The sequence below is a fragment of the Leisingera sp. S232 genome (assembly GCF_049800895.1).
Lineage (GTDB): Bacteria > Pseudomonadota > Alphaproteobacteria > Rhodobacterales > Rhodobacteraceae > Leisingera.
Map to the genome: position 1 here is coordinate 23545 of NZ_JBNAFX010000042.1, position 6195 is coordinate 29739.

At 60.1% G+C, this 6195-nt stretch carries 9 protein-coding genes and 2 pseudogenes; 9 read left to right on the top strand and 2 right to left on the bottom strand.

Features of this window, described 5'->3' with window-relative positions; all coding sequences use genetic code 11:
* The first annotated feature begins 35 nt into the window (after positions 1-35).
* Positions 36-791 carry a sulfite exporter TauE/SafE family protein gene (locus ACP151_RS18850; protein WP_424980437.1) on the top strand — a complete coding sequence of 252 codons (756 nt, stop codon included), beginning with the start codon at positions 36-38 and terminating at the stop codon, positions 789-791.
* Positions 788-1279, top strand: coding sequence for a GNAT family N-acetyltransferase (locus ACP151_RS18855; RefSeq protein WP_424980438.1), 492 nt, complete (start codon positions 788-790; stop codon positions 1277-1279). Before ACP151_RS18850 ends, ACP151_RS18855 begins: the two co-directional genes overlap by 4 nt.
* 4 nt (positions 1280-1283) lie before the next feature.
* Here the strand turns inward: ACP151_RS18855 and ACP151_RS18860 are convergent, their stop codons facing one another.
* Entirely contained in the window at positions 1284-1598 is a 315-nt protein-coding gene (locus tag ACP151_RS18860; protein ID WP_424980439.1) for a hypothetical protein, read from the bottom strand.
* A gap of 350 nt (positions 1599-1948) precedes the next feature.
* Here ACP151_RS18860 and ACP151_RS18865 point away from each other — a divergent pair, with 350 nt between their 5' ends.
* From ACP151_RS18865 to ACP151_RS18895, 7 genes and pseudogenes are all read left to right on the top strand, one after another.
* A complete protein-coding gene (locus ACP151_RS18865; RefSeq protein ID WP_424980440.1) occupies positions 1949-2803 on the top strand; it encodes an HpcH/HpaI aldolase/citrate lyase family protein in 855 nt (284 codons plus the stop codon).
* Between the two features lie 34 nt (positions 2804-2837).
* Positions 2838-3386, top strand: a complete 549-nt coding sequence (locus tag ACP151_RS18870) for an NnrU family protein (protein ID WP_424980441.1) — start codon at positions 2838-2840, stop codon at positions 3384-3386.
* A gap of 23 nt (positions 3387-3409) precedes the next feature.
* Positions 3410-3613, top strand: coding sequence for a DUF1737 domain-containing protein (locus ACP151_RS18875; RefSeq protein WP_424980442.1), 204 nt, complete (start codon positions 3410-3412; stop codon positions 3611-3613).
* Positions 3613-4644, top strand: coding sequence for a MaoC family dehydratase (locus tag ACP151_RS18880; protein WP_424980443.1), 1032 nt, complete (start codon positions 3613-3615; stop codon positions 4642-4644). Before ACP151_RS18875 ends, ACP151_RS18880 begins: the two co-directional genes overlap by 1 nt.
* A 140-nt stretch (positions 4645-4784) precedes the next feature.
* Positions 4785-5066, top strand: a complete 282-nt coding sequence (locus ACP151_RS18885) for an NINE protein (protein WP_424980444.1) — start codon at positions 4785-4787, stop codon at positions 5064-5066.
* Between the two features lie 20 nt (positions 5067-5086).
* Positions 5087-5317 carry a TM2 domain-containing protein gene (locus tag ACP151_RS18890; protein WP_424980445.1) on the top strand — a complete coding sequence of 77 codons (231 nt, stop codon included), beginning with the start codon at positions 5087-5089 and terminating at the stop codon, positions 5315-5317.
* A 112-nt stretch (positions 5318-5429) separates the two neighbouring features.
* Positions 5430-5954, top strand: a pseudogene (locus tag ACP151_RS18895) (DUF1194 domain-containing protein); the annotation flags it as partial.
* A 15-nt stretch (positions 5955-5969) separates the two neighbouring features.
* Here the strand turns inward: ACP151_RS18895 and ACP151_RS18900 are convergent.
* Positions 5970-6195, bottom strand: a pseudogene (locus ACP151_RS18900) (IS5/IS1182 family transposase); the annotation flags it as partial.

Here is a 6195-nt window from a genome sequence, read left to right on the forward strand (position 1 = left end):
AAGCGCCTGGATTTTAGGGCTTTTGGGGACGCGTAATGGCTGCATTTGACGCTATGTTTTTCGTTTTTGCGATCCCTGCGGTCGTTTTCGCGGGCGTCTCCAAGGGCGGTTTCGGGTCCGGCGCAGCCTTTGCCTCGGCCTCGATTCTGGCTTTGGTGATGGAGCCCGGTGCTGCCCTGGCGCTGATGCTGCCCTTGCTGATGCTGATCGATGCGGCGACGTTGAAGCCGTATTGGAGGCGCTGGAACCTGCGGGCGTCCTTGCTGCTGATCGGTGGCGGGCTGCCGGGTGTTGTCTTGGGTGCTTGGCTCTACACTGTTGTGGATGGCGACGCGATGCGGGTGCTGATCGGGGCCGTTTCAATTGGATTTGTGCTGTGGCAGCTGAGGACACGGCTGGGGGTGACGCAAGCGGCCGGCGCGACGCTGTCCACAGGCGCAGGGGCAATGGCCGGGCTGGCAGTCGGGTTCACCAGCTTTGTCAGCCATGCAGGCGGTCCGCCTGCGGCGGTCTATCTTCTCAGCCTCAAGTTGCGAAAAACCGAGTATCAGGCCAGCACGGTGCTGATCTTCTGGGTTATCAACATAGCTAAGGCGGTGCCTTATGCCGGGCTGGGGCTGTTCACACGCGAGACCTTGATGCTGGATCTGATGCTGGCGCCCTTTGCCCTGTTGGGTGCCTGGCTGGGGGTGAGGCTGCACCACTCGGTCCCGGAGCGCTGGTTCTTTGCGCTTGCTTATGTTCTGTTGACGGTCACGGGCTTCAAGCTGATTTGGGACGGGCTGGCATGAACACTGAGACAGGATGCCGCCTGCGGTTGGCAAATGAGAAGGACTATGGCGGTCTTCTTTGCCTGTACCGGGAGCTGATGGGGGATATCCCGGTTTTGTCCGGCCCGAAAGGCGCCGTGGAGTTCAACCGAATTCTTGCCATGCCCGGGACATCCATCGCTGTGGCCGAGGCCAACGGGCGGGCCGTGTCAGCTGCAACATTGCATGTTATGCCCAATCTCACGCATGGCGGGCGGCCGTATGCGCTGATCGAAAATGTCGTTACACTCCGAGCCTTCCAGGGCTGTGGGTTCGGCCGGGCCGTGATGAACTTTGCCAGAGACCGGGCCTGGGAGATGGACGCCTACAAGATCATGCTGCTGACCGGTAAGGCGGCCGGAGTGCGGGGTTTTTATGAGCGGCTGGGCTACTCGAGCGATGATAAACACGCCATGACCTTGCGCCGCAGTCCGGCCCGCCAGCCGCAGCCTGGAAATCTGCCTGAATAACTGCTCAGGCGTCGCTGTCGGTGTTCGGCGGAGCCTCGGCAAGCACTTCATAGGATTGGCCGGAAGCCACCAGGCAGGTCATGCCGTTAGGGGTGGTGACTGTTATGGTCCAGCTGCCGGTTTCGTCCGAGGCGAAGGTTTCCATCACCATGCCCTGCTGGCCCATGCCGATGCTTTGGCGGCTTTCGCCGTATTTTTCCGCCAGCCGCTTGACCACAGCCTCACGCGGGGCACAGTTGCGGCTTTGAGCGGCGGCGGGCGCTGCCGCCATGGTGACCGCGGCCAGCGCCAGCGGCAGTGCATAGATTGAGTATTTCATCTCGTTTTACCCTTTCCGGAACGGCCGGACAGAGCAGGGTGCCTGGTGGCAGCCCCCGGAGTCCCTGTTCGGGCCGGCGTGTGACGCAATTCGAAATGCAGGCCCCATGCCTGCTGGCATCAGGTGCGGCCTGTGGAGGCTGCGGGGTCCTGTGCCCTAGTATCCCATAGTGTGCCGCTCAGGTGCTGATAAGTGGTTAACCGTGCGTGCGCTGAAAATTCACATTGTTTGTCAATTGCTTGCTGCAATTGCGCGCAAGGTTGCGCTGCGCTGCGGCGAAATTGTACTTGAAAGTATACAATCGAATCTATACCGATTTGCGCAACAAAATAACTTTTGGAGAAGGCTTCATGGATCCGCGCACGCGCCCTTACCGCTCGGTTTTGTATATTCCCGGCTCCAATGCGCGCGCGCTGGAGAAGGCCAAAACCTTGCCTGTGGACGCGGTGATCTTTGACCTGGAAGATGCTGTTTCACCTGATGAAAAAGTCAATGCCCGCGGGACCTTGGCCAAGGCACTGGCGGCGGGCGGCTATGGCGCGCGGATGAAAATCGTGCGGATCAACGGGCTGGACACGCCCTGGGGGCGGGGTGATGCAGCAGCAGTTGCCCGGATGGATTGCGATGCGATTCTGCTGCCCAAGGTGAATGCGCCGACGGATCTGGATGCACTGGCGGCGGTCACCGAGAAAATGCCTCTTTGGGCGATGATGGAGACGCCGCGGGGCATGCTGAATGCGACCGCCATAGCTGCACACCCCAAGCTGCAGGGCATGGTGATGGGCACCAATGACCTGGCCAAGGAGCTGCAGACCCGTTACCGCCCCGACCGGATGCCGATGATGGCCGGGCTGGGCCTGTGCCTGCTGGCCGCCAAGGCCGAAGGGCTGATTATCATTGATGGCGTCTATAATGCTTTCAAGGATGTCGAGGGGCTGACCGTCGAATGCGCGCAGGGGCGCGATATGGGGTTTGATGGCAAGACGCTGATCCACCCGGCGCAGGTCGAAGCGGCGAATGCGGTCTTTGCTCCGACCGAGGAGGATATCGACACGGCTCGCCGCCAGATCGCCGCATTCGAAGAGGCTCGGGCCGCAGGGCGGGGTGTTGCAGTGGTTGATGGCCGGATCGTTGAGAACCTGCACGTCGTGACGGCGCGTGAAATTCTGGCAAAAGCGGATGCAATCGCTGCGCTTTCCGCCTAGCTGTTGATCTTGTCAGCAGCATTGGGAGATTGAAATGGCGCTTTTGATTTTGGGGCTTTTGCTATGGTGGGGTGGCCATCTGTTCAAACGGTTGGCACCGGAACGCCGTGCCGCCATGGGCAATGGCGGGCGCGGCGTGGTTGCCCTGGTGTTGGTTCTAGGGGTGGTGCTGATGGTGCTGGGTTACCGCAGCATGGAATTCATCCACGTCTGGGCGCCGCCGTCCTTTATGGTGCATATCAACAATCTGATGGTGCTTCTGGCGCTCTACATGATGAGCCCCGCTCCGAAAAAGGGGGCGCTGCTGAGCGGCATGCGCCATCCGATGCTGGCGGGCTTCAAGCTTTGGGCCGGGGCGCATCTGCTGGTCAATGGTGACCTGGCTTCGATCATCCTGTTCGGCGGGCTGCTGGCCTGGGCGGTTGCTGAGGTCATCGTGATCAACCGTTCCGAACCTGAGTGGCAGCCGGGGCCGAAAGGCGCCATCGCCAAGGATGCGATGTTCTTTGCCGCCTCGATTGTCCTGATGGGGGGGATCGGCTACGTCCACGGCATGGTCGGCCCGTCGCCGTTTGGCGGGTAGGCCCTGAACCAGGATAGGAAACCATGAAACTGTACCGATTTTTGTCCGAAGACGATACTTCTGCCTTTTGCCACAAGGTGACGGCTGCGCTGAACAAGGGCTGGGAGCTGCAGGGCGAGCCTGTCTACGCCTTTGATACGGCACGTGGTGTGATGCGCTGCGGCCAGGCAGTGGTGAAGGAAGTGGACGGAATCTACACGCCTGAGACCAAACTGGGAGAACACTGATGGCCAAGACCAATCCGGGCCGCTTTTTTGAAGATTACACCGTTGGCGAGGTGATCCGCCATGCGGTGCCGCGCACGGTGTCGGGGGCGGAGCGGGCGCTGTATCATGCGCTCTATCCGGCGCGCCATGCGCTTTATTCTTCGGATGAATTTGCCCGGGCCTCTGGTCTGCCGTCGGCGCCGCTGGATGATCTGGCGGCCTTCCATGTGGTGTTTGGCAAGACAGTGCCGGACATCTCGCTGAACGCATTGGCAAACCTGGGCTATGCCGAAGGGCGCTGGCTGCTGCCGATCTATCCGGGTGACACGCTGCGGTCGGAATCCGAAGTGATTGGTCTCAAGCAGAATTCCAACGGCAAGTCGGGCGTGGTCTATGTGCGCACCCGCGGGTTGAACCAGCGCGATGAATGCGTGATGGAATACGTGCGCTGGGTGATGGTGCGCAAACGCGATCTGGACACCCCAGCGCCTAAGACGGTGATCCCGGAGCTGAACAAGGTGATCCCGGCGGATCAGCTGGTGATCCCGGCGGGGCTGGATTTTTCCAACTACGATTTCACCCTGGCCGGCGAGCCGCACCGCTGGGGCGACTATGCGGTGGGCGAGACCATCGACCATGTGGATGGCGTCACCATCGAAGAAGCCGAGCATATGATGGCAACCCGCCTGTGGCAGAACACCGCCAAAGTGCATTTCGACAATACCGCGCGGCCCGATGGCACCCGGCTGATCTATGGTGGCCATGTGATTTCGATGGCACGGACATTGTCGTTCAATGGCCTCGCGAACGCGCAGATGATTGTCGGTCTCAATGGCGGCGCGCATGCCAACCCCTGCCTGTCCGGGCTGACAGTGCGGGCCTGGTCGGAAGTGCTGGACAAGGCGGACACTAGCGCGCCTGGGGTTGGCGCGATCCGGTTGCGGCTGGTGGCCACCAAGGGCTGTGCGCCGTTTGAGCTGAAAGGTGAAGACGGCAAATATCTGCCGGATGTGCTGCTGGATCTGGACTATTGGGCCTTGATGCCGAAGTAACGGGGGGGGCAGCGGTCATTCCGGAACCGTTGCCTGCTGCCCCTGCACTCCTTACCTGATATGCGAGCCGGATCATTTCTTGCCTTGCAATCCTGAGGGGCGGCGGTAAATCTGCCCGCGCTACTCAGGGTGGAAAAATTATGATTGACGAAGAAAAGTCATCGGCCAGTTATGGGACAGCTGTCATTCTATGCGGTCTGTTTGGTGTGATTGGTGTGCACCATTTCTACTTGCGAAACTACATGCATGGAATGATTGACTTGGGGTTGTTCATTCTGTTTGTCGTGCTTTTGGCAGGTGACCAGCCTTTGCTGGGTTATTTGGTGCTGCTCGTTGATATCGCGCACTCAATAATAGTTTTTTATCTGTTGATTGCAGAAAAGGTCCGGGATGGATCGGGCCGATTGGTTAAACTGAAATAGGGTTGAAAAATATGGCAAATATGGATCACGCAGCTGTCGGCGAGGTAAGCGAAAAGGGGTTCGTTCCGGCTGTGCTGCTGTGCTTCTTTCTGGGGCCGTTGGGCGCGCACCGCTTTTATCTTGGCAAGATCGTCACTGGCATCCTTATGCTGATCACGCTTGGTGGACTGGGGATCTGGACAATCATTGATTTTGTCCGCCTGATCATCGGCTCCATGGGCGATCGGGACGGTCTGCCGTTGCGGCGCTGAAACTTGTCTGCTGCGGCACTCAGGCCGCAGCAGATTTTGCGGGTTGAGTGCCGGGAAGCTCCCCGCGCAAAAGTGATAGCCCTGAAAGCTGCAATCAGCCTAAACTGGCAGCATGCGGGTTTTGCAGCTTCTGGTTTTCTCCGTGCTCTCCCTCTGGCCGCTGAAGGCAGCGGCCTGCGATCTGGCGCTGGTGCTGGCGGTGGATGTCTCTGGGTCTGTGGATGCTCAGGAGTACCGGTTGCAGATGGACGGGCTGGCGGCAGGGCTGAGAGATGGCGTGGTTTCAGAAGCGCTGGTCAGGGCGAGGGCGCAGGTGCTGCTGTTGCAATGGTCTGGCGGGTCCCGACAGGAAGTGACGCTGCCGTGGACACAGGTGCAGAGTTTTGCGGATGTGGAGGCGTTGGCACGGCAGGTGGAAACGGCGCCGCGCCCCTGGCGGAACTTTTCCACCGCAATTGGCGAGGCGCTGGAACTGGCGCTCGCACAGTTTCCCGCAGTGCCGGAGTGCAAGCGCCGGGTGGTGGATGTCTCTGGCGACGGTTTTTCCAATGAGGGGATCGAACCGCAGGAGCTCCGGGAGGCTCTCGCAGCGGCGGATGGGCGTTGTTGCGCAACTCGTTTTGAGGACGAGCTTCCCCTTTCCGCGGCGGATTCATCCATCACACACGATCTCGGCGGTGCCGAGGGCCGAGAATCGGTTCATGAGAGCGATGCGGATGTGGATTTCGGCGGTTTGTCTGTCTGGGTCCCTCGCCATGATGCGTTCGCCGAATGCCTTGAGGCATAGCATTTTGGCCTCCACGCGACTTCGGATGTGATAACCACTCCATCGTTTCCACAGCGCCCTGCCGAAGCGTTGCGAAGCGCGCAGTATCTCG